Annotated in this window: 14 protein-coding genes, 2 tRNA genes, 3 rRNA genes and 1 pseudogene; 13 read left to right on the forward strand and 7 right to left on the reverse strand. The window is 40.6% G+C overall.

The window, feature by feature from the left end; translation table 11 throughout:
• Nucleotides 1–39: 39 nt before the first annotated feature.
• From ctaD to ACICP9_RS01110, 3 genes and pseudogenes are all read right to left on the reverse strand, one after another.
• A complete protein-coding gene (gene ctaD, locus ACICP9_RS01100) occupies nucleotides 40–1,623 on the reverse strand; it encodes a cytochrome c oxidase subunit I (RefSeq protein WP_395498162.1) in 1,584 nt (527 codons plus the stop codon).
• 16 nt (nucleotides 1,624–1,639) lie between these two features.
• Nucleotides 1,640–2,320, reverse strand: a pseudogene (gene coxB / locus ACICP9_RS01105) (cytochrome c oxidase subunit II); the annotation flags it as partial.
• Nucleotides 2,321–2,523: 203 nt separating this feature from the next.
• Nucleotides 2,524–4,056: a c-type cytochrome gene (locus ACICP9_RS01110; protein ID WP_395498164.1), complete on the reverse strand. Its 1,533-nt coding sequence runs from the start codon at nucleotides 4,054–4,056 to the stop codon at nucleotides 2,524–2,526.
• A gap of 310 nt (nucleotides 4,057–4,366) precedes the next feature.
• Here ACICP9_RS01110 and ACICP9_RS01115 point away from each other — a divergent pair, with 310 nt between their 5' ends.
• The 4 genes from ACICP9_RS01115 (at nucleotide 4,367) to ACICP9_RS01130 (ending at nucleotide 7,131) form a co-directional block, all read left to right on the forward strand.
• On the forward strand, nucleotides 4,367–5,290 hold the full coding sequence (locus ACICP9_RS01115; protein WP_395498166.1) for an L-threonylcarbamoyladenylate synthase: 924 nt from the start codon (nucleotides 4,367–4,369) through the stop codon (nucleotides 5,288–5,290).
• A gap of 96 nt (nucleotides 5,291–5,386) precedes the next feature.
• Nucleotides 5,387–5,539, forward strand: a complete 153-nt coding sequence (locus tag ACICP9_RS01120; protein WP_395498167.1) for a DUF5993 family protein — start codon at nucleotides 5,387–5,389, stop codon at nucleotides 5,537–5,539.
• 11 nt (nucleotides 5,540–5,550) lie between these two features.
• Nucleotides 5,551–6,135, forward strand: coding sequence for a disulfide bond formation protein B (locus ACICP9_RS01125; protein WP_395498168.1), 585 nt, complete (start codon nucleotides 5,551–5,553; stop codon nucleotides 6,133–6,135).
• A gap of 60 nt (nucleotides 6,136–6,195) precedes the next feature.
• Complete coding sequence (locus tag ACICP9_RS01130) at nucleotides 6,196–7,131, forward strand: LysR substrate-binding domain-containing protein (protein WP_395498170.1); 936 nt, start codon at nucleotides 6,196–6,198, stop codon at nucleotides 7,129–7,131.
• 100 nt (nucleotides 7,132–7,231) lie between these two features.
• Here ACICP9_RS01130 and rho read toward each other — a convergent pair whose 3' ends face one another.
• From rho to nagZ, 4 genes are all read right to left on the reverse strand, one after another.
• Complete coding sequence (rho, locus tag ACICP9_RS01135; RefSeq protein WP_339050874.1) at nucleotides 7,232–8,488, reverse strand: transcription termination factor Rho; 1,257 nt, start codon at nucleotides 8,486–8,488, stop codon at nucleotides 7,232–7,234.
• Nucleotides 8,489–8,767: 279 nt separating this feature from the next.
• Nucleotides 8,768–9,103 carry a thioredoxin TrxA gene (gene trxA, locus ACICP9_RS01140; RefSeq protein ID WP_395498172.1) on the reverse strand — a complete coding sequence of 112 codons (336 nt, stop codon included), beginning with the start codon at nucleotides 9,101–9,103 and terminating at the stop codon, nucleotides 8,768–8,770.
• Between the two features lie 161 nt (nucleotides 9,104–9,264).
• On the reverse strand, nucleotides 9,265–9,831 hold the full coding sequence (locus ACICP9_RS01145; RefSeq protein WP_395498174.1) for a hypoxanthine-guanine phosphoribosyltransferase: 567 nt from the start codon (nucleotides 9,829–9,831) through the stop codon (nucleotides 9,265–9,267).
• Nucleotides 9,832–9,840: 9 nt separating this feature from the next.
• Entirely contained in the window at nucleotides 9,841–10,866 is a 1,026-nt protein-coding gene (gene nagZ, locus ACICP9_RS01150) for a beta-N-acetylhexosaminidase (RefSeq protein ID WP_395498176.1), read from the reverse strand.
• A 509-nt stretch (nucleotides 10,867–11,375) separates the two neighbouring features.
• On the opposite strand from nagZ, the gene ACICP9_RS01155 reads away from it, so the two are divergent.
• From ACICP9_RS01155 to secF, 9 genes are all read left to right on the forward strand, one after another.
• Nucleotides 11,376–12,936, forward strand: a 16S ribosomal RNA gene (locus ACICP9_RS01155).
• Nucleotides 12,937–13,181: 245 nt separating this feature from the next.
• A tRNA-Ile gene (locus tag ACICP9_RS01160) sits at nucleotides 13,182–13,258 on the forward strand.
• A 182-nt stretch (nucleotides 13,259–13,440) separates the two neighbouring features.
• Nucleotides 13,441–13,516, forward strand: a tRNA-Ala gene (locus ACICP9_RS01165).
• A 497-nt stretch (nucleotides 13,517–14,013) separates the two neighbouring features.
• Nucleotides 14,014–17,229, forward strand: a 23S ribosomal RNA gene (locus ACICP9_RS01170).
• 287 nt (nucleotides 17,230–17,516) lie between these two features.
• Nucleotides 17,517–17,632 (forward strand): 5S ribosomal RNA (gene rrf, locus ACICP9_RS01175).
• Together the 16S, 23S and 5S rRNA genes with 2 tRNA genes alongside form the textbook arrangement of a ribosomal RNA operon.
• 87 nt (nucleotides 17,633–17,719) lie before the next feature.
• Nucleotides 17,720–18,754 (forward strand): tRNA preQ1(34) S-adenosylmethionine ribosyltransferase-isomerase QueA, encoded by a 1,035-nt coding sequence (gene queA / locus ACICP9_RS01180; RefSeq protein WP_395498890.1) that lies wholly within the window; start codon nucleotides 17,720–17,722, stop codon nucleotides 18,752–18,754.
• A gap of 103 nt (nucleotides 18,755–18,857) precedes the next feature.
• A complete protein-coding gene (gene yajC, locus ACICP9_RS01185; RefSeq protein WP_071662034.1) occupies nucleotides 18,858–19,193 on the forward strand; it encodes a preprotein translocase subunit YajC in 336 nt (111 codons plus the stop codon).
• A 7-nt stretch (nucleotides 19,194–19,200) separates the two neighbouring features.
• Nucleotides 19,201–21,063, forward strand: a complete 1,863-nt coding sequence (gene secD, locus ACICP9_RS01190; protein WP_395498178.1) for a protein translocase subunit SecD — start codon at nucleotides 19,201–19,203, stop codon at nucleotides 21,061–21,063.
• An 18-nt stretch (nucleotides 21,064–21,081) separates the two neighbouring features.
• The gene (gene secF, locus ACICP9_RS01195; protein ID WP_395498180.1) at nucleotides 21,082–21,996 is read left to right on the forward strand and encodes a protein translocase subunit SecF; all 915 of its coding nucleotides are present in this window, start codon (nucleotides 21,082–21,084) and stop codon (nucleotides 21,994–21,996) included.

Genomic DNA, 21,996 nt, shown 5'->3' on the forward strand with positions numbered 1-21,996 from the left:
AGTTGAGCGACAGCCAAAAATTCAAGTGCGAAGAGTATATTACTCAAATTTTGGGGGTGTAGTAAAACTATGTAATGGAGGAGGGGAACTTAAGGTCCATTCTAATCCTTCAGCGCCTTCCCAAACCTGAGAGCTCGCTTTTTTTCCTTTTCTACGTATCGATTGAATAATAATGTAGAGAAAAAATACTTGAGCAAAGCCGAATAAAAAAGCACCTAAACTTGCAATTGCATTAAAATTGGCAAATTGTAAGGAATAATCGGCCACTCGTCTTGGCATGCCAGCTAGACCTAAAAAGTGCATTGGGAAAAAAGTTAGATTGACACCAATAACAGATAGCCAGAAATGACATTGACCTAAGCGTTCGTTGTACATAACGCCAGTCATTTTAGGCAACCAATAATAAGCTCCGGCAATAGCCCCAAATAAAGCACCAGGTACTAAGACATAATGGAAGTGTGCTACCACAAAATAGGTATCTTGATATTGAAAATCTGCAGGTACCATGGATAACATGACACCCGAAAAACCACCGATGGTAAATAAAATAACAAATGCTAAAGCAAATAACATGGGGGTTTCAAAACTGATAGCACCGCGAAACATGGTGGTTACCCAATTAAATACTTTAACTCCTGTAGGCACGGCAATTAGCATAGTGGTATACATAAAAAATAATTCAGCAGCCAAAGGAACACCGGTTACAAACATATGATGTACCCAAACAATAAAAGATAAAAATGCAATGGCTAACAATGCATACACCATGAACCGATAACCAAAAAGTTTTTTGCGACTAAACGTCGGAATAACCTGCGAGATAATTCCAAAAGCTGGAAGAATAATAATATAAACTTCAGGATGTCCAAAAAACCAAAAGAGATGTTGATAGAGTAATGGATCGCCTCCGCCTGCCGCATTAAAAAAACTTGTTGCAAAATGTCTGTCCATAAGCATCATTGTCACTGCAGCCGCTAAAACGGGCATGACACCTATGAGTAAAAAGGCCGTAACAAACCAACTCCAACAAAATATCGGCATTTTCATCATGGTCATCCCAGGAGTTCTAAGATTGAGAAGCGTGACAATAATGTTAATAGCGCCCATTAATGAAGAAAGCCCCATTAAATGAATCGCAAGAATTAAATAATCTGTGCTAGCTGGTCCATAGGTCGTTGATAAGGGCGCATACATTGTCCAACCAAAGTTAGGTGCAGAACCATCCATAAATAAGGTACTAAAAAGTAAAATAGCGGCAACGGGTAAGATCCAAAATGCCCAATTATTCATACGTGGCATGGCCATATCAGGTGCACCTATCATTAAAGGAATCATCCAGTTGGCAAAACCAGAAAAGGCCGGCATGATAGCGAGGAATAACATGACTAAGCCATGCATGGTCGTCATTTGATTAAAAAATTCTGGATTAAGTAAACGCGCACCCGGTTGAAATAATTCTGCACGAATTAATAAAGCAAAGACTCCACCGATAAAGAACATCAGTAGGCTAAAAAGGAGATACAATGTCCCAATTTCTTTATGATTAGTTGTGAATAGCCAACGTTTGATAAATGCTAGACAACCTTGAGTGGCCGAATGTTCTAAATCAAGTATTTTTTCCATGAAGAAGTTCTCCTACTTGTTGTTTGGCCCATAAATTAAATTCTTTTTTACTCACCGCTTTTACAACGATAGGCATAAATGCATGGTTTGTCCCACACAGTTCAGCGCATTGGCCACGATACGTGCCTGCAGTATCTATTTTTGCCCAGGCTTCATTAATAAATCCTGGAATAGTATCGCGTTTAATGCCTAAAGTGGGTACCCACCATGAGTGTATGACGTCATTCGAAGTAAATAAAAATCTAATTTTTTTATGAATAGGCACAACTAATGGATGATCCACTTCTAATAAATACCATTGATTTTTCTTTGCTTCATTCTGTAATTCTTCTACAGGTGTAGAGAGATTGCTAAAAAAATCGATTCCTTGATCTAAATAAGCGTAGTGCCAACGCCATTGATATCCAGTCACTTTAATCGTTAATTCAGAATCGCTATTATCATTCATTTTGATTAAAGTTTTAGTGGCAGGTATTGCAATAACAATTAATATAATAAACGGCACAATGGCCCATGCAATTTCCAAAAAAAAATTTTCATGAAATTGAGCAGCATTGACTCCTCGTGATTTTCTATGCCGAATAAGCGAATAAATCATGATGCTAAATACTACGATGGCAATTCCTACGCAAACCCAAAATACCAGCATATGTAAATGATAAATGGCATGACTGATAGGCGTAACGCCTCGCGGCATATTGGTTTGCCATGCCGCTAAAGCCAATCCTGGACTAAGTAGAAAATTAAAATTAATAAAAAAAATTAAAAAAAATTTTTTAACATGCTTCATATCCTATCTGTCCTTTTTATAGTGATCACAATAACTTTTTAAGTTTAGGATGTTTTTATTTCAATCAATAGGCACAATTGATTAATTTAAATGCTTAGCATAAAAGATCATTACCATAAAAAATAATTGCCAGTAGTTTTGCTTTGTTCAACCATATATTTTACGCTAGCTTCTAATTCTGAATTACTACAATTTTTGCAGTCTCCTTTTGCAGGCATTTTTTTATACCCCAAAATAGTATGTTCAAATAAAACATCGATATTTTTGGCAATAATGGGTTGCCAGCGTGCTTTATCCCCTAATATAGGCGCTCCTAATTTCCCATTATCATGGCAGATAGCACAATGTTGTTGGTAAATTTGTTTACCTACTTTTAGGCTCAGCGGTTTTTCTTGTACGGGAATGGTTTTGGTCGCCCCCGCTTGATCATTTAGGATGAGATAATCAACGGCTGCTTTTACTGCATCATCTGAGCATCCAGTGCAAGTTCCTTTAGGTGGCATGGAATTAAAACCATGAATAGCCCGTTCATAGACAATATTTTTTCCTTGCTTTAAACGTTTTTTCCATTCAACGGTATCGCCTAATTTTGGAGCGCCTGCTGCTCCACTGGCATGGCAAACCGCACAATAAGATTCATAAACTTTGCGGCCAGTTTTAGCGGTAATGACTCCACTGAATGCAGAATAAGGCACTTGGCTTTTTACTGTTTTTAAATAAACTGCGATGGCATTTAAATCGTGAGTAGATAAATACTTAAGACTATTACTATTAACTTCTGCCATGGGTCCTGCTACGACACCGGCATTTCTTAACAGTTTATTTTGTTTAAAGACGGCTCGAATATCATCGATACAAATACCTTTTAATCCACTTGAGCTTATATTCGGTGCGTAATAACCTTGGATAAATCCTCCCGTTAGGGAATATTTCTTTTTTTCAGCACCTAACAAATTCAAAGGAGTATGGCACATTCCGCAGTGACCTAAGCCTTGGACTAAATAAGCCCCACGGTTCCATGAGTTCGTATATTGCTTATCTATTTCATAAGCACCAGGACGAAAAAATAAAATCCGCCATCCTAGTTGCAAAAAACGCCAATTAAATGGCCACATCATTTCATTGGCCTGGTTAGCTTTTTTAACTGGATCTAAACTAAATAGATAGGCTTTGATCGCTAACAAATCATGAGTATTGATTTTGGTGAAGCTAGCGAAAGGAAATACCGGAAAATAATAAGTTCCATTCGGGGCTATACCTTCATGCATGGCACGGATAAAATCTTTATCATTCCATGTTCCTATTCCTGTGGTTTTATCTGGCGTAATATTGGGCGAATAAATGCTCCCGAAAGGCGTATAAATTCCTAATCCTCCAGCAAAAGGTTGGCCTTGGTGTTTTGTATCGGTATGACAAGCGATACAATCACCCGCTTTACTTAAATATTCACCCCGTTTAATCAGTTTGCGTAATGCAGCATCTTTAGGATAATTAATGGGAGGATAGGGGATATTGAGTTCAGGATTTTTCTTTGTTGGATCAGCATTCGAGTTGGCAAATGCCAAACTAGATGATAGCAAGATGGATATAAAAAAAGAATATTTTAAAAAATTATAGAGATATCTTAAGATTATTTTATTCATAGTCCTTTACGAATCCAATCTTTTTTAGATATGTTACAACCCTTATGCACTCGATTTTATTAGCTATTTTCGATCAATTTACGTGATCAAAAAACCAGGGCAAAGGTCTCAGCAACTATCTAATGACTTATCATTCGTTATAATGCCATAGTCATCGTTTATTTTTAAGTATTATTGTATTTATTCCATTCTTTGTTAGATACACTATCTTAATTTTAAAGCAATCTATTTATTTATAGATAATATAAACTATTTAGTGGAGTGACGGATAACTTTCTTCCTATTGAACGCATGTTAGAAGATGTCTTTAATGATGACTATAGATGAACTCACTAAGGCTATTAAGCTTTTAAAGGCGGGAAAACTAATTGTTTTTCCTACTGAAACAGTCTATGCCTTAGCAGGTGATGCGAGAAATTTAACCGCGGTTCAGAAAATTTTCGCGCTAAAGCAACGTCCTTTAAATCAACCTTTAAGCGTTTTATTGGCGAAAGAACATCCCCTGGATAGATGGGCCAGAGACATTCCTAAGGTTGCAGAAAAGTTAGCTGATCATTTTTGGCCGGGTCCTTTGACGCTTATTTTAAATAAAGAAAAATCAGTTTTGCCTGAATTAACCGGTGGGCAAGATAAAATAGGTTTACGCGTGCCGGATCATCCTATTGCGCAAGCGATATTAAATTCTTTTGCCAGCGGAGTCGCAGCGCCTTCTGCGAATCGCTCCACTCATCTTAGTCCTACCTTAATTGCACATGTACAGCAAGAATTTGATGATAAACTCGAACTTATTATTAATGGTGGACCTTGTTCTATTGGGATTGAATCAACGATTATTGATGTGACTTTTGACGTTCCGCGAATACTTAGATTAGGCGCTCTCCCGTTAGAACAAATAGAATCTATCACTCCCTACGAGATTGGGGAATCCATATTATCTCATCGTTTTTCTAAAAAGCCTTTGATAGAGCAAGTTTCTAAACAAGAATTAGATCGTATCATCGATAGTTATTTAAATCAGCATAAGCTATTAACCGTGTTTGGATTAGGCCCAGCAAAGAAAAAACATAAAGACTTAACTTGGATTCGTATGCCGAATGTGGCTAGTCAATATGGGCAGAGGTTATATCAATATTTGCATGAAGCGGAACAACAGAGTGATAAAATTTTGGTGGAATCTGTACCCAAGCTCAAGGCCTGGGCCGGGATCCAATTGATATTAGATAAATATTCTTAAAAGAAATGAGTCGCTCATCGTAAACTAAAGCAAGGTCACAACATGGATTTTTTTATAAAATTAGACTAAATTAAAAACATTTATAGGTAGATACGTATGTTAGCGCTATTCTTTTTCTATAGTCTTTGTGTGCTTTTTGCCTGGTGCAAGGAGCGAAGGCTCGCTATAGGTTTATTTATAGTCTTTTTATTACTAACAACGTTTATGTTTATTCATCATATGACTGATCATTTATCTCTGCAATTTTAGGGATAATTAGTATGCGCTCTTCTAAAATAGCCAAAATTATTAAGATCCTCAATGCGATAGATGCTCTAGGTTTAGTTTTTTTGCTATTGATCGCGTTTATTTTACAAATAGGCTTTCACGAATTACCTTGCCCTTTATGTCTCCTGCAACGGCTTGGTGTGTTGGCAATAGCATTTGGTTTTTTGCTGAATGTACAATTTAAAATACGACCAGCCCATTATGCGCTTTCTTTATTATCGGCCATATTGACAGCGTCTATTAGCGTACGCCAAATTTTTCTTCATGTAATTCCAGGTGATACGGGTTATGGGCTTCCTTTATTTGGTTTACACCTCTATACCTGGGTATTTCTGCTGTGCGTAGGCGTGATTATTTATATCTCCATTATTTTTAGTATTTCACCTCAATATGAATATGATGAACCCTCCAAAACAAAGGGAATGCAGTTTTTAACCCATATGGCGTTTGCGCTTGTTTTTCTTTTGGCCATTTTAAATGGAATTTCTACCTATTTTGAATGTGGGTTAAAAGCTTGTCCAGACAATCCTGTCAAATATGAGATTCAATTAGTTGCATCTCATTCTCACCATACTTAATTTTTGTTTTAACATGGCTAAAAAACGATAAAAATTAGCTTTGTTTATTCTCGAGGAAGTATGAATCTCAAAGATCTTAAATATTTATTAGCTTTAGCAGAATACCGTCATTTTGGAAGAGCTGCTAAAGCGTGTTCGGTTAGTCAACCAACCCTAAGTATACAATTGAAAAAGTTAGAGCACACTTTAGCCGTACAGTTATTTGAGCGCGGACAAAAAAGGGTATTAATTACCGCAGTAGGGATGCGTATTGTGGAGCAAGCAAAGCAGGTACTCAGTGCTATGCGCGAGCTTGAGAGATTAGCCAAATTAGCTAAGGATCCATTTTCAGCAGAATTACGCTTGGGACTAATTCCTAGTTTAGGGCCTTATTTACTCCCGCATATTTTACCTATTATCAAACAACAATTAACTAAACTTTCGCTATATTTATATGAAGATAAAACGGATTTACTTCTGACGCAATTAAATCAAGGGGTGTTAGATGCCATAATATTAGCATTACCGGTTCCACATAAAGGCATGCAGTGTAAAACTTTATTCAAAGAACCTTTCTTTTTGACTATGCCAGCATCGTATTCTTCACATTATTCTAAAGAATTACATTTAAAAGACTTAAAGGATGAAAATCTTCTTTTATTAGAAGAAGGTCATTGTCTCAGAGATCAAGCATTAGAGGTGTGTCGTAAAAAAACTAACCTTAAAGAAAAGATGAATTATCGGGCAACCAGTTTAGAAACTTTGCGACATATGGTGGGAAGTGGGGCAGGAATTACTTTACTTCCTTTATTAGCTTTAGAAGAGCATTCTTTGATAATTAATAAGCCTTTTGCTGCTCCTAGACCTGAGCGAAAAATTGGAATGTTATGGCGTAAAGAAAGCGCTTTGGAGCCTTGTTGCAAAAAGATAGCCACACTCATTGAAACTACGATTCCTGATGTTTTAGCTGATTTAGAAAAAAAACTGGATTCAGCTAAATACACTCACAACACTTGAATTTTTGTCTGTGTTGCCGTTCAATTTGAATCCTCTTCGCGGCTAATTGCCAAAATTCACACTGTGAGTATAACTTTAACCTTTGTATTTGAAGAAAAAATTACTTTTTCATAGAGTCAAAAAATTCATCATTGGTTTTGGTGTTTTTTAAGCGTTCAATTAAGAACTCCATGGCGGTTACTTCATCCATGGATTGTAAAATTTTACGTAATATCCACATTTTTTGTAATACATCAGGTTTAGCCAGTAACTCTTCACGTCGAGTACCCGATCGATTTAAGTGGATAGCAGGATAAATACGTTTTTCAGCTATTCTTCTATCAAGATGAATTTCCATATTTCCGGTTCCTTTAAATTCTTCATAGATAACATCATCCATTTTTGAGCCGGTATCAACCAGCGCGGTTGCGATGATGGTTAAACTACCCCCTTCTTCAATATTACGCGCAGCGCCAAAAAAACGTTTCGGTCGTTGTAGTGCATTCGCATCGACACCCCCTGTTAATACTTTTCCAGAGGAAGGAATAACAGTATTATAAGCACGCGCTAAGCGGGTGATAGAGTCTAATAAAATAACGACATCCTTTTTGTGTTCGACCAAGCGTTTCGCTTTTTCAATCACAATTTCTGCGACTTGTACATGGCGAGTTGCAGGTTCATCAAAGGTACTTGCAATGACTTCACCACGAACAGAACGTCGCATATCGGTTACTTCTTCAGGACGCTCGTCAATTAATAAAACGATCAAGTAGCATTCTGGACAATTATGCGAAATCGATTGTGCGATATTCTGCATCATCATCGTTTTACCGGCCTTTGGAGGGGACACAATTAAACCACGTTGACCTTTCCCAGTCGGAGCGACTAAATCAATAATTCTAGCAGTAATGTCTTCTGTGCTACCGTTTCCGCGTTCGAGCGTAACTCGTTCGTCAGGGAATAAAGGGGTTAAGTTTTCAAATAAAACTCGATTTTTAGCATTTTCAGGCGCATCAAAATTAATTTCGCTTACTTTAAGTAAAGCAAAATAACGTTCAGATTCTTTAGGGGGACGAATTTTTCCTGAAACCGTGTCGCCAGTATGAAGATTAAAGCGTCGAATTTGACTAGGAGAAACATAAATATCATCAGGCCCTGCAAGGTACGAACCTTCTGCAGAACGTAAAAAGCCAAATCCATCCGGTAATATTTCTAATACGCCGTCTCCATAGATATCTTCTCCTCTTTTTGCTAGTGCTTTAAGGATAGAAAAGATCATATCTTTTTTATGCAGGCGGCCCAGACCATCTATTTTTAATTCTTCAGCAATGGCAACCAATTCGGCTGGGGAGTTTTTCTTGAGTTCAGTTAAATTCATAGTATTGTTTCTTTCATAAAAGGAAATGTAAAAATTGAGTGAGTATTAAGTATTTAATTGGAATATTAATATTAAGAATGAGTATCAAGAATTTAGAGAGTGTTAAAAATTCATTTTATAATTTTATATCCGAGTAGAGATACAAATAGTGCCCTACGAATAGTTAAATAAATGATGCGAAAAAAATTACCTGAAATCCCAAAAACAGTGTTAGTACCAATAGTACTTATCTTAAGGCCATCCTACTTAGAAAAATAGTTGCATTAAAGAGTACATTGGTTAAGCAAGATGTTTATCTAAAAATGCTTCTAACTGTGATTTCGATAAGGCGCCGACTTTAGTTTCTAGTGCCTTTCCATCTTTAAAGAGGATTAATGTAGGAATACCACGCACACCGTATTTTGCCGGGGTATTAGGGTTCTCGTCAACATTTAATTTACCAATTTTTATTTTTCCCTGATACTTTTGGGCAACCTCCTCTAAAATAGGGGTAATCACTTTGCAGGGGCTACACCATTCTGCCCAAAAATCAACGAGCACAGGTTGGGAATCAACTTGTAATACTTCTTTTTCAAAGGAAGCATCGTTAAGAGTAATAGTGGATGAGTTATTCATGGTGAACCTATTTGACCTCAAAAAAATAGTTGACAAATTATACTCATAGCAAGTGAGTTTTTTTGGACGGGACCGCATAGTGAAGCAACCGGAGTGTATACAATATACAAGATTGCGAATTGATCGGCAACGTAGTCAAAAATTCAAGTGCGAAGCGTATATTATTCATGCTCAGGAGCGACAACGTAAATACCAGGAGCATTCCGTAAGTAACCGTTATAGTCCATTCCATACCCAAAAACAAAACCATGATCCATAGTAATAGCGGTAAAATCTGCAGACGTTGTTCCTCCCGGTAAACGGTCTGCTTTTTGTTTATCGAGTAAGACGGCAGTGTATACTGTCTGTGCCCCCTGTTGACGACAATAATCAACGATGGCAGCTAATGTCAAGCCACCATCTAGAATATCTTCAATAATCAATATATTACGACCTTTGAGAGATACACGCGGTTTAGCTATCCAGAGTATTTCAGCTTGCCCAACGGTTTCCTGTGAATAGCGTGTAGCATGGACATAGTCGAGTTCTAATGGAAAATCTAGACGTGGAAGTAAGTTTCCTGCTGGAATAAGACCTCCAATCATAACACATAAGACGACGGGATTGCTTTCACTTAATTTATCGCTAATTGCCTTAGCCATGTTATCTAAACCTTTTTCGATTTCTTCTTTAGTAAAAAGACGAGTCGCTTTTCTTTCGACTTCTTGTATATGACTTGGAATTAACATGAATGCATCCTAATGTTCGAATAGAGGTTTTAATAGGTTAACCGCACTACGCCAGGCGTCAGTTTGTTGTAGAGCAGGGAGGGTTAGTGTGCGACGAGGAAATAATTTTTGCAAGTGCTGGGAATTATAAAGTTTAATGAGTTCAGGAGAGTGCTCTAAAATTTCCAAAGCTAAAATAGCATCTTTTCGACAATTACAAACTAATAATGCATTGCATCCGGCTTGTAAAGCCAGTCGTATACGTTCTGAGATAGTTCCCATATGTTGTACTGCTTTCATGGATAAATCATCCGTAAAGATTGCACCCATAAAATTTAATTGTTTACGCAAAATAGATTGCAACCAATAAGGAGAAAAACCACAGGGTAACGGATCAACCTGATTGTAGACGATATGTGAAGCCATTATGCCATCTAGATAGGGACTTAATTGAGCAAAAGGAATTAAGTCCTGTGCTTCAATAGTTTGATAGTCTCTATCATCTACGGTGAAGTGCGTGTGAGTATCCGCACTGACAGAACCATGTCCAGGAAAGTGTTTACCCACAGAACACATGCCCGCACGATGCATCCCTGTGATGACGGCACGCCCTAATTTAGTCACAATAGTAGGATCACTATGTAATGCACGTAAACCTATGACTTGATTTAAATTATTATTTAAATCTAAAACGGGTGCAAAACTAAGATCAATACCTACCGCTAGTAATTCACTAGCTAATAACCAGGCATGGGTTTCTGCGAGCTGAATAGCTTCCTCAGGACTTTGGTCGTAACGAGCACCAATTAATCCTAAAGCGGGCAGCCGCGTAAATTCTTCTTGAAAACGTTGAACTCTTCCTCCTTCTTGATCAACCGTTAATAAAAGTCGTTGTTTACTGTGTAAATGAATTTGCGAAATTAAGTGCTGCAGTTGAGAAATTGATTCAAAGTTACGTTGAAAGAAAATAATTCCACCCACTTGAGGATGCTTTATTATTTCACGCTCTTCAGAAGTGAGTTCTAAACCTGTTAGATCCAGTATAATAGGTCCCATAAAGTTCTCTTAATGTAAATTGTACAAATAGTTAAAAAAACATTAGTTCTTAATAGTAATCACTAATTATAACATCGATTAATTGGTAATTAATGAACGACTCGATTGCTATTAAAAATGAATGAAATGCTGAATTTAATAGATTGTAATTGTCTTTGTAAGATAAGCTAAGTAAAAATTGAAAAGGGCAACGCCTGACCGGATTATTTTTTTAATTAACATTCCGCTTGACAGAAAAGATGTATGAGGTAGAATTCGCGGGCTCTTGAGTTTTTGGCTTGAGGGAGAGAAGAGAAACTTAGGAAGTACTTAGAATAAAAAGCTAAGAAGCGCCAAAGAAAATCTTAAAGAAGTTCATTAACAAATTAAAGCAGTAAGCAAAGTGTGTGGGCGCTTGGCAAGAGCTGATATGAGGGCTATTAGAAGCAATTTTGGTAGTTATAAGTATTAGCAAACCGAGCGCTGAGATTGTGAGAGATCATAATTTGAGTGAGACGGGATTAAACAAAAAAGTGAAGAGTTTGATCCTGGCTCAGATTGAACGCTGGCGGCATGCCTAACACATGCAAGTCGAACGGCAGCACAGTAAAGATTTCGGTCTTTATGGGTGGCGAGTGGCGGACGGGTGAGTAACGCGTAGGAATCTGTCCTGGAGCGTGGGATAACCCGAGGAAACTCGGGCTAATACCGCATGATATCGAGAGATCAAAAGCAGGGGACCGAAAGGCCTTGCGCTCTGGGGTGAGCCTACGTCGGATTAGCTAGTTGGTGGGGTAAAAGCCTACCAAGGCGACGATCCGTAGCTGGTCTGAGAGGATGACCAGCCACACTGGGACTGAGACACGGCCCAGACTCCTACGGGAGGCAGCAGTGGGGAATCTTGGACAATGGGGGCAACCCTGATCCAGCGATGCCGCGTGTGTGAAGAAGGCCTTCGGGTTGTAAAGCACTTTAGGTGGGGAAGAAAGGCAGTTGTTGAATACGCAACTGTTATGACGGTACCCGCAGAATAAGCACCGGCTAACTCTGTGCCAGCAGCCGCGGTAATACAGAGGGTGCAAGCGTTAATCAGAATGACTGGGCGTAAAGGGCGTGTAGGTGGTTAATTAGGTTTGATGTGAAATCCCCGGGCTTAACCTGGGAATTGCGTCGAAAACGGATTAACTCGAGTGAGATAGAGGGTTGTGGAATTTCCGGTGTAGCGGTGAAATGCGTAGATATCGGAAAGAACATCAGTGGCGAAGGCGACAACCTGGATCTTAACTGACACTGAGGCGCGAAGGCGTGGGGAGCAAACAGGATTAGATACCCTGGTAGTCCACGCAGTAAACGATGAGAACTGGCTGTGATGTGTAGGGAGCAATCTCTGCATGACGTAGCGAAGCTAACGCGTTAAGTTCTCCGCCTGGGGAGTACGGCCGCAAGGTTAAAACTCAAAGGAATTGACGGGGGCCCGCACAAGCGGTGGAGCATGTGGTTTAATTCGATGCAACCCGAAGAACCTTACCTACCCTTGACATCCTTGGGAGAAGGCAGAGATGCCTTTGTGCCGAAAGGAACCAAGAGACAGGTGCTGCATGGCTGTCGTCAGCTCGTGTCGTGAGATGTTGGGTTAAGTCCCGTAACGAGCGCAACCCTTATCCTTTATTGCCAACAGGTTATGCTGGGAACTTAAGGGAGACTGCCGGTGATAAACCGGAGGAAGGTGGGGACGACGTCAAGTCATCATGGCCTTTATGGGTAGGGCTACACACGTGCTACAATGGGTCGTACAGAGGGAAGCCAACCCGCGAGGGGGAGCCAATCCTTTAAAACGTCTCGTAGTCCGGATTGGAGTCTGCAACTCGACTCCATGAAGTTGGAATCGCTAGTAATCGCGAATCAGCAAGTCGCGGTGAATACGTTCTCGGGCCTTGTACACACCGCCCGTCACACCATGGGAGTGGGTTCTACCAGAAGGCGGTAGATTAACCTCGCAAGAGGGGATCGCCGACCACGGTAAGATTCATGACTGGGGTGAAGTCGTAACAAGGTAGCCGTAGGGGAACCTGCGGCTGGATCACCTCCTTATGAAAATAAGATAATAAACCCTAAACGCCTAAGCGCCCACACACATTGCTTACTCTTACTAGATGAATCTTCGGATTCTCAAATAAACAGAATAGACATAAAACCGAATTAGTGGGCCGAGTATTTTGATTTGGTTCAAGGCGGACGTGCTTTGAGAAGCAGAGTGTACTGGAAAGTACATGAGCATTCGAAAAGCAAGTCCAACGAAGAAATAAAACAAAAGACGAAGGCCTTAAAAAGATTGAGGGTCTGTAGCTCAGTTGGTTAGAGCACACGCTTGATAAGCGTGGGGTCGGTGGTTCAAGTCCACCCAGACCCACCAGCTTAAGACTAAATTAAAAAAGGGCAAAGGTAGTCTTGGGTACAGAACTAAAAGGCCGAGTATTTTGTTTGAGTTCAAGGCGGGCGAGCTTTGAGAAGCGGAGTGTACTGGAAAGTACATGAGCATTCGATAAGCAAGCGCAACGAAGAAATTAAACAAAAGACGAAGGTCCTACGTATTAAGGGGCCATAGCTCAGCTGGGAGAGCATCGGCTTTGCAAGCCGAGGGTCGTCGGTTCGATCCCGACTGGCTCCACCAATACAGGCCCGAAAAGAATTGAAAGAATATAAGGAAGAGAAGGAAAAAAATAAGAAGCCAGGAAGGTAAAAGGAGATCATAGTCGTCTTTGGCGGCTATAGAGAAGTTCATTAACAAAACAGAAATCTGTAAGAAGGCGCGAAGATATAAAAGAAGTAAAATTTTTTTATGATCTTCCAAGAATGAAATAATGAAATTGTTGTAAAACAATTTCAGGGTATGTTGCATTCAGCGAAAGAACCAGAAAGAGAGGAATCCAACGAGTCAAAGCTTGCAAGCTTTACACTTAAGTTGGCGAGAAGCTTTTATGTTGCTCTTAAAAAAGTGAAATAAAAGCTGATCTAGAAAATCAAGTATTTTAATTTAGTTCGAGGCGGGCGTGCTTAGAGAAGGGAGTGTACTGTAAGGTACATGATCATTCGAAAAGTAAGTCCAACGAAGAAATAAATTAAAAGACGAAGATTGTTCACCGATAAGAGTAACGAGTTGGGTTCTCAAATCAAGTAAATAAGCGCAGAAGGTGGATGCCTTGGCAGTCGAAGGCGAAGAAAGACGTGGAAGCCTGCGAAAAGCTTCGGGGAGCTGGCAAACAAGCTTTGATCCGGAGATATCTGAATGGGGAAACCCGATCTATTTTAGATAGGTCATTGTTAACTGAATTCATAGGTTGACAAAGCGAACCGAGGGAACTGAAACATCTAAGTACCTCGAGGAAAAGAAATCAAATGAGATTCTGCAAGTAGCGGCGAGCGAACGTGGAAGAGCCTTCACGAGCTAGTTAATAGGTTAGCCAAAAGGTCTGGAAAGGCCTGCCATAGAGGGTGAAAGCCCCGTCGGCGAAAATCTGTTAATGAGACTAAGCGTGAAACCAAGTAGGGCGGGACACGAGAAATCCTGTTTGAAGATGGGGGGACCATCCTCCAAGGCTAAATACTCTCGACTGACCGATAGTGAACCAGTACCGTGAGGGAAAGGCGAAAAGAACCCCGGTGAGGGGAGTGAAATAGAACCTGAAACCGTCTGCGTACAAGCAGTAGGAGCTCCGCACTTAAATTACTTTGTAGACCAGTGAATAGAAATATGAAACTGAAAAATAAAGAAGACTATTAGAAGTAGTACTCGCAGCAATGGGATTTTTGACAAGGCGCCGTGAAAATGAGTAACCGGAGTGTATTAACCATACATTAAGATTGCGAATTGAGCGGTAACGCAGAAAAAAATTCAAGTGCGAAAAGTATATTTTAGATAGTACACAGAGTAATTAAAGTGCGGAGTGACTGCGTACCTTTTGTATAATGGGTCAGCGAGTGACTTTTAGTGGCAAGCTTAACCGAATAGGGTAGGCGAAGGGAAACCGAGTCTGAATAGGGCGTTGAGTCGCTAGGAGTCGACCCGAAACCGAGCGAGCTAGCCATGTCCAGGGTGAAGCTTGGGTAACACTAAGTGGAGGCCCGAACCCACATCTGTTGCAAAAGATGGGGATGAGGTGTGGCTAGGAGTGAAAGGCTAAACAAGCTCGGAGATAGCTGGTTCTCCTCGAAAGCTATTGAGGTAGCGCCTCGTGTTAACGACTAGGGGGTAGAGCACTGTTTCGGTAAGGGGGTCATCCCGACTTACTGAGCCGATGCAAACTTCGAATACCTAGTTCGTGATGCACGGGAGACACACGGCGGGTGCTAACGTCCGTCGTGAAAAGGGAAACAACCCAGATCACCTGCTAAAGTCCCAAAAGTTAGGTTAAGTGTGAAACGTAGTGGAAAGGTTTAAACAGCCAGGAGGTTGGCTTAGAAGCAGCCATCCTTTAAAGAAAGCGTAATAGCTCACTGGTCGAATCGGTCTGCGCGGAAGAATGAACGGGGCTCAAACCTAATACTGAAGCAGTGAATGTCATTGGTTTTTGACCGATGATGTGGTAGAGGAGCGTTCGGTAAGCCGTTGAAGGTGACCTGTAAGGGTTGCTGGAGGTATCCGAAGTGCGAATGCTGACATGAGTAACGATAATGCGGGTGAAAACCCCGCACGCCGAAAGTCCCAGGATTCCTGCGCAACGGTAATCGACGCAGGGTGAGTCGGCCCCTAAGGCAAGGCGGAAACGCGTAGTCGATGGGAAACAGGTTAAAATTCCTGTACTTTTATAGACTGTGATGGGAGGACGAAGAAGGCTAGGTTAGCCGGAGACTGGTAGTTCCGGTTTAAGCGAGTAGAGAGAAGCTCTAGGAAAATCCGGAGTTTTGTTAATCTCGAGACGTGATGACGAGTTGTTAACCTCGGTTAATGACGAAGTAATTGATGCCCTGCTTCCAGGAAAACTCTCTAAACTTCAGGTCTATAGGAACCGTACCGCAAACCGACACAGGTGGACAGGTAGAGAATACTAAGGCGATGAGATAACTTGGGTGAAGGAACTAGGCAAATTGGCACCGTAACTTCGGGAGAAGGTGCACCTTTTTTGGTGATTGGGTTTACCCCAAAAGCTGAGGGAGGTTGAAATAATCAGGTGGTTGCGACTGTTTACCAAAAACACAGCACTCTGCGAACTCGAAAGAGGAAGTATAGGGTGTGACGCCTGCCCGGTGCCGGAAGGTTAATTGAAGTGGTTAACTTGCGCTGAGATGGCTTTTGACAATGAATTAGAGAGAAGAATAATTCGAAGAGAAAAGTCAAAAGTCATGTCAGCGCAGGTGAAGCTGCGGATCGAAGCCCCGGTAAACGGCGGCCGTAACTATAACGGTCCTAAGGTAGCGAAATTCCTTGTCGGGTAAGTTCCGACCTGCACGAATGGCGTAACGACAGCCACACTGTCTCCACCCAAGGCTCAGTGAAATTGAAATCGCTGTGAAGATGCAGCGTACCCGCGGCAAGACGGAAAGACCCCGTGCACCTTTACTACAGCTTTACACTGGACTTTGAATTTAACTGTGTAGAATAGGTGGGAGGCGTTGAAGCGAGTTCGTTAGAATTCGTGGAGCCGACCGGTGAAATACCACCCTGTTAAAGTTGAAGTTCTAACCTAGGACCCTGAACGGGTTTGGGGACAGTGTATGGTGGGTAGTTTGACTGGGGCGGTCTCCTCCTAAAGAGTAACGGAGGAGCACGAAGGTACCCTCAGCGCGGTCGGACATCGCGCATTGCGTGTAATGGCACAAGGGTGCTTGACTGCGAGACAAACACGTCGAGCAGGTGCGAAAGCAGGTCATAGTGATCCGGTGGTTCCGAATGGAAGGGCCATCGCTTAACGAATAAAAGGTACGCCGGGGATAACAGGCTGATACCGCCCAAGAGTTCATATCGACGGCGGTGTTTGGCACCTCGATGTCGGCTCATCACATCCTGGGGCTGAAGCAGGTCCCAAGGGTATGGCTGTTCGCCATTTAAAGTGGTACGCGAGCTGGGTTCAGAACGTCGTGAGACAGTTCGGTCCCTATCTGCCGTGGGCGCTGGAGATTTGAGAGGAGCTACGCCTAGTACGAGAGGACCGGCGTGGAGGTACCGCTGGTGGTCCGGTTGTTTCGCCAGAAGCATAGCCGGGTAGCTACGTACCGACAGGATAACCGCTGAAAGCATCTAAGCGGGAAGCCTCCCTCAAGATAAGATCTCCCGAGGATTTATTCCTCCTAAAGGTCCGTTGAAGACGACGACGTAGATAGGTGGGGTGTGTAAGTGCAGCAATGTATTGAGCTAACCCATACTAATTGACCGTGTGGCTTGATTTGAGAATCCAACTGGTTATTCTTAGGAATCCATTTTGGAGCTGAATAAAGCATATCCACACATACTTTTTACAGATTTTTTAGTTTTGATAAAGATTTTCGCTAAGCATTAATTTAGCGAATTAAAAGTAATGAATTGGCGCCGTTGATAAAGGAGCGGTGAATTTTATTTGACATCAAGGCGGGTTAACTTTGAGTAGCGGAGTGTACATGCGAGTACATGAGCAACGGAAAAGTTAATCCAACGAAGAGATCGGATAAAAGACAAGCGACTTGGCGCAAAATGAATGCCTGGCGACCTTAGCGAGTAGGTCCCACCTGATCCCATTCCGAACTCAGACGTGAAACTACTCTGCGCCAATGATACTTTGGGGTTCCCCCATGGGAAAGTAGGGCATCGCCAGGCTACTGTACGACTAAAAACCCGCTAACTGCGGGTTTTTTCTTTATAAGCCGCGGCTTTTTATTTTTTTTCTTTTTATTGTGCTTTATGTTGAAAACTCAATATAAACTGGAAGACTTCTTTTATGAACTTCCTGAAAAACTTATAGCGCGGTATCCATCAACACAGCGTACCGATAGTCGTTTACTTTGTTTAAATAAAAAAACAGGTGCCATTCAACATAAAAAATTCAAAGATAGTTTAAAGCTTATAAATTCAGGTGATTTGTTAATTTTAAATAATACGCAAGTTATTCCCGCCCGCTTATTTGCCAACAAAACGACAGGTGGCAAGGTAGAAATATTGATTGAACGTATTTTAGATAAAAGACGATTTCTAGCGCAATTAAAATCCAGTAAGCCATTGAAGTTAGGGACAAAACTAATATTAGAAAATGGTGTGAGCCTAGAAATATCCGCTAGGGCGGAAAATATATTTGAATTAATTTTTTTAGTAGAAGTGCCTTCTATTTTAGAGCTATTAAATAAAATAGGCCATATTCCATTACCTCCTTATATGCAAAGACCGGATGAATTATTTGATTGGGAGCGCTATCAAACTGTATTTGCATCCGCACCGGGTGCAATTGCCGCACCGACAGCAGGTCTACATTTTGACGAAGACTTGTTAGCACAACTAAATGCTAAGGGAGTTAACATTGTTTATATTACGTTACATGTCGGTTCAGGAACTTTTCAGCCTATTCGCAGTATTCGCTTTGAAGACCATCAGATGCATAATGAGCCTGTGACAGTGTCAGAAGCAGTGTGTGAAAAAATAACTCTTACTAAGCAAAATAATAAGCGCGTTATAGCGGTGGGAACAACGGTAGTGAGGAGTATAGAAACTGCGGCTTTAAATGGTCAAATAAAATCATTTCTCGGAGATACACGTCTTTTTATTTATCCAGGCTTTGAATTTCGTTGTATTGATGCCTTAATCACTAATTTTCATTTACCGCAATCGACTTTATTGATGTTAGTGTGTGCTTTTGCAGGTTATGAATCTGTTATGCCGGCCTACCAAGAGGCGATTAAACAGAATTATCGATTTTTTAGCTATGGCGACGCCATGTGGATTACTTAGTTTTTAGTTTTCTTAAATGGGTTTAACATACAAAATTTGCGAATGGACAACGAACCAGGTAAATTGCTTGGCTTAATATCATTGATATCCTCAGGAGAAAAGTATGAGTTTTTTAATCACTAATGTGTTGGCTCAATCAGCCGCAACTTCTGTCACCCCTTCATCGAGTGGATATTCTCAAATTTTAATTTTATTAGGTTTTGTCGTCATCTTTTACTTGTTATTATGGCGGCCACAAGCGAAACGCGCGAAAGAACATCGCCAATTAATGGCTAACTTAGCGATAGGCGATGAAGTGACGACTACCGGTGGAATAGTCGGTAAGATTACCCGCCTCAATAATGATTTAATTAGTTTAAAAATCGCAGAAAATGTTGAAATTAATTTACAAAAAGCAGCTGTTTCTAGCGTATTACCTAAAGGGACTATAAAGTTTTAAACCACTTATGCTCAATAAATATCCTCTCTGGAAAAATAGTTTATTACTGGTGTTGTTGATATTGGGTTTTATTTATGCAGCACCTAATCTTTTTCCAGAGCAGCCCGCTGTACAAATTTCTCCTTCTACAGCGATCATGCATGTAAATCTGAAAGCTTTACAAGCTAAAGTCAATGCATTGATAAAAACAGCGCAGATTGCCCCTGTTAGTGAAGCGCTTAATCAGCAAACGCTTTTATTGCGATTTAATAACACCGATACCCAGCTTAAAGCCAAAGATATTTTATCCACTGCATTGGGTGATGATTATACCGTCGCGGTTAATTTGTTGTCATCGACACCGCGATGGATGCAGGCTATTGGGGCATCCCCAATGAAGCTGGGACTTGATCTACGCGGAGGGGTACATTTTGCTTTAGAAGTTGATATTAATAATCTTATTGCGCAACGCATGCAAGGATTAGCAAAAAATATTAACGAAAACCTTCAACAAGCGCGTATTCGCTATAAGGAATTAACACCGAAAGAAAAACAATTATCTATTTTGTTCAGAAATAAAGGCAATTTATTACAAGCAAAAAATTTATTGGAACAACAGTTTCCAGCATTTGAATTTACTCGAGCAACGGATAATCCTAAACAACTTAGGATTGTTTGGTCGAATCAAGAACTCAATAATTTACGGCAGCTGGCTATAGACCAAACCATTAATACGCTACGAAATCGAATTAATGAGTTGGGAGTTGCTGAGCCGATTGTTCAACAACAAGGGAATAATCGAATTTTAGTTGATTTACCTGGTGTTCAGGATATTGCGCGAGCACAGCAAATTTTAGGTGGGACAGCGACAATTGAGTTTCGTTTAGTGGATACCGTTCATAATCCACATCTTGCTGAAATCAATAATACAATACCTGCAGGCTCACAACTTTATCAATATGAAAGCCAGCCGGTATTGTTGAGTAAACAGGTTATTTTGACAGGTAATTCGATTACTGATGCTTCAACGAGCTTTGATGAGTCGGGACGATCCGCGGTAAGTATTAGTTTGGGAGGAGGAGGAGAAAGCTATTTTCATCAAGTGACGGGTGAAAATGTGGGTAAGCCGCTGGCTATTGTGTATGTAGAAACTAAAAGCAGTGTAAAAGTCGTGAAGGGAAAAATTACTCATATTCCGCGTAAAGTGGAACGAATTATCAGTATCGCTAGAATTCAGACCGCACTCCCACCTAATTTTCAAGTAACCGGTTTAACCAATCCACAAGAAGCCTTAAACTTATCCTTATTATTACGTGCAGGTGCTTTGCCAGCACCCATTTATGTGGTTGAACAACGTACGATAGGTCCACAATTAGGCGCAGAAAACATCCATAAAGGGATTATTTCTATTGTGGTAGGCTTTATTTTGGCTGTTGTGTTTATGGCTGTTTATTATGGAGTGTTTGGTGTCATTGCGGATATAGCCTTAGCACTTAATTTAGTATTATTGGTTGCCTTATTATCTTTATTGGGTATGACGTTAACCCTACCAGGTATGGCAGGGATCGTTCTAACCGTTGGGATGGCGGTTGACGCTAATGTCTTAATATTTGAGCGTATTCGTGAAGAATTACGCAATGGCGTGTCACCTCAATCGAGTATTCATGCGGGTTATGATCGGGCATTAATTACTATTATTGATGCCAACGTGACCACCTTAATTGTCGCATTAATATTATTTGGCGTAGGTACAGGTTCTATCAAAGGATTTGCGGTAACTTTAACCCTAGGGTTACTCACCTCAATGTTAACCGGGATCATGATAACAAGAGCCTTGATCAATGTCTGTTATGGGGGACGTCCTCTAAAACGTTTGCCAATTGGTATTTAGTTTTAAAGAGTAAAAACTGTGGAATTTTTTAAAAAACAAACCCATATAAATTTTTTAGGCTTGCGTCGCTGGGCGGTGGCTTTGTCTTTACTATTAATTGTTATTTCTGCGGGATCCTTAATCACTAAAGGGTTACGTTGGGGATTAGATTTTACTGGTGGTAGTCAATTACAAGTTTCTTTTAATCACACTGCAGATATCCCTTTATTAAGGAAACAATTAGTAGGCGCTGGATTTAAAGATATCTTAGTGCAAAGCTACGGAACTTCACGTGATGTACTGATAAGCTTGGCCCCCCATCAACACACTACGCAACATGATTTAAGTGCGCAAATTTTAAAAGCGTTACCAGGTGCACAATTAAAACAAATTGAATATATCGGTCCTCAAGTAGGGCGAGAGTTAGCAACTCAAGGCGCACTGGCTGTTTTTATTGCACTATTAGGAATCATGATTTATATCGCGCTACGTTTTGAATATCGTTTTGCAGTAGGAGCAGCGATTGCTTTGATTCATGATCCTATCGTTATTTTAGGTATCTTTTCTTTATTTGGTATTGAATTCAATTTAACGGCTTTAGCCGCTATTTTAGCGGTTATTGGTTACTCACTTAATGATACGATCGTTATCTTTGATCGAATTCGTGAAAACTTTCGTAAGCTACGCAAAGGGTCGGCAGTCGAAGTGGTCAATCTCTCCATTAATCAAACTTTGTCGCGTACTATCATGACATCCGCGACGACATTGCTCGTGGTACTTTCGCTCTGTGTTTTTGGCGGAACAATGATTCATAGTTTTGCATTAGCGCTGGTAATAGGAATTGTGGTAGGAACTTATTCATCAATTTATGTGGCAGGAACTATCGCGGTTGCATTAGGTCTCGATCGACGGAATTTTTTACCTCCAGTAAAAAGTGTCGATGAGAGACCTTAA

Source organism: Rickettsiella endosymbiont of Litargus connexus (assembly GCF_964277335.1).
GTDB lineage: Bacteria > Pseudomonadota > Gammaproteobacteria > Diplorickettsiales > Diplorickettsiaceae > Aquirickettsiella > Aquirickettsiella isopodorum.

Coding starts and splice junctions, on each gene's coding strand:
- ctaD (WP_395498162.1), bottom strand. CDS start 1,623: ATGGAAAAAATACTTGATTTAGAACATTCGGCCACTCAAGGTTGTCTA.
- ACICP9_RS01110 (WP_395498164.1), bottom strand. CDS start 4,056: ATGAATAAAATAATCTTAAGATATCTCTATAATTTTTTAAAATATTCT.
- ACICP9_RS01115 (WP_395498166.1), top strand. CDS start 4,367: ATGATGACTATAGATGAACTCACTAAGGCTATTAAGCTTTTAAAGGCG.
- ACICP9_RS01120 (WP_395498167.1), top strand. CDS start 5,387: ATGTTAGCGCTATTCTTTTTCTATAGTCTTTGTGTGCTTTTTGCCTGG.
- ACICP9_RS01125 (WP_395498168.1), top strand. CDS start 5,551: ATGCGCTCTTCTAAAATAGCCAAAATTATTAAGATCCTCAATGCGATA.
- ACICP9_RS01130 (WP_395498170.1), top strand. CDS start 6,196: ATGAATCTCAAAGATCTTAAATATTTATTAGCTTTAGCAGAATACCGT.
- rho (WP_339050874.1), bottom strand. CDS start 8,488: ATGAATTTAACTGAACTCAAGAAAAACTCCCCAGCCGAATTGGTTGCC.
- trxA (WP_395498172.1), bottom strand. CDS start 9,103: ATGAATAACTCATCCACTATTACTCTTAACGATGCTTCCTTTGAAAAA.
- ACICP9_RS01145 (WP_395498174.1), bottom strand. CDS start 9,831: ATGTTAATTCCAAGTCATATACAAGAAGTCGAAAGAAAAGCGACTCGT.
- nagZ (WP_395498176.1), bottom strand. CDS start 10,866: ATGGGACCTATTATACTGGATCTAACAGGTTTAGAACTCACTTCTGAA.
- yajC (WP_071662034.1), top strand. CDS start 18,858: ATGAGTTTTTTAATCACTAATGTGTTGGCTCAATCAGCCGCAACTTCT.
- secD (WP_395498178.1), top strand. CDS start 19,201: ATGCTCAATAAATATCCTCTCTGGAAAAATAGTTTATTACTGGTGTTG.